Source organism: Allocoprococcus comes (genome assembly GCF_013300725.1).
Lineage (GTDB): Bacteria > Bacillota > Clostridia > Lachnospirales > Lachnospiraceae > Allocoprococcus > Allocoprococcus comes_A.
In genome coordinates this window covers 1-1,401 of the sequence record NZ_JAAIMM010000084.1, presented here as the reverse complement: position 1 = coordinate 1,401, position 1,401 = coordinate 1, and the positions used below count along the sequence as shown (strand labels likewise).

General features: G+C 37.6%; 1 protein-coding gene. It reads left to right on the top strand.

What is annotated here, in order from left to right:
* Window positions 1-1,127, top strand: a 1,127-nt coding sequence (locus tag G4407_RS16080; protein WP_173689682.1) for a sensor domain-containing diguanylate cyclase, incomplete at its 5' end; no start/stop codon positions are given.
* Window positions 1,128-1,401: the final 274 nt, after the last annotated feature.

Below are 1,401 nucleotides of genomic sequence, written 5' to 3'. Positions count from 1 at the left end.
TTGAGAAAAATTTCTTAAAATTAACTCTTGACAAAAGTCACTTCATAACAGGAGATGAAAACTGGAAAATTGAGGTAACACCTAAAAGTGGATGGAGAAATAGCACATTAATCATAATCACAAGCGGAATATTTGTTATAATAATCCTTCTTCTGACAGTTCTTACCAGAGTATGGTTAGTAGCAAAAGAACATAGGAACAAATATCAAATACTGGCACATACAGATTCTCTTACAGGTATTTATAACCGCTATGGATTTGATGAGTTAGCAGAAAAGATGATTTCTAAAAATCCTCAAACACATTTTGTGGCTGCACTCCTTGATATCGATGATTTCAAGTTTATCAATGATATCTATGGACATAGTTACGGAGACAGGGCATTAAAGAGTCTTGCAGACAGCATGAAGGCTTTTTTCCCATCCGATGCGTTACTGGGAAGAAACGGTGGTGACGAATTTTGCATTCTTTTACCAAATTGTACCTTTGCAGAAGCAGATGTACAGCTACAGCAATTCACCCAACTTCCCAAAACATTCTCATGTCATGGTAAGGAATATGCTTTTTATATTTCTCTTGGATATGCAGAATATCCAACATCTGCATCCGACCGTTCACAGCTCCTGCGCTGCGCAGATGCAGCTCTTTATGAAATAAAGCTTCATGGTAAAAACGGATGTATGGCCTACAGGAAAGGTCTTCAGTCAGGTGTCCGCAAACAGCTTGGATTCGCATTCAAGGATATTTCAGAACACCTTCCAGGTGCATTTATCATATACAGAGCTGACAAAGAAGATGATGAACTATTTTATGCAAATGATGAATTTCTTCATATGTCTGGATATAAAGATATAGATGAACTATTCAGACTTACTAAGAAAAGTTTTCGAAACTTGATTCGGGAAGATGAACAGCAACAGATAGAATCAAGTATCTGGGAACAGATTGACAGTGGTAATGAAAATGATTATATTCACTTCCATCTTCGAAAAGCTGACGGAACCTATTTTTCTGTGCTTGATCATGGAAGAATTGTAGAGAGCCAACAATACGGAAAGGTATTTTATGTATTGTTTATGGATTGGGAGGATATGCATGTTCGTTACAGTGATAAATTCTCAAGATAATAAAAATCGAGTAGGTGGCGGTGATTAACCGCCGTCCTCTCACAGCACCGTATGATGTACCGTTCGGTATACAGCGCTTTCAATAGTTGACGTGCACAGACTGGTAGGCTGTGGCTAAATCATAATAGCCACTGTTTATCAGTCTTTCTTTATTTAGCGCCCAAATCACAGCTTTGTTATTACTGATATACCAATACTTTCTGCCATCCAACTGGATCCTGGTGTGCTACCTGTCAAGAGGACAATAAAAAATAATAAATTTTTGTATCGTCAG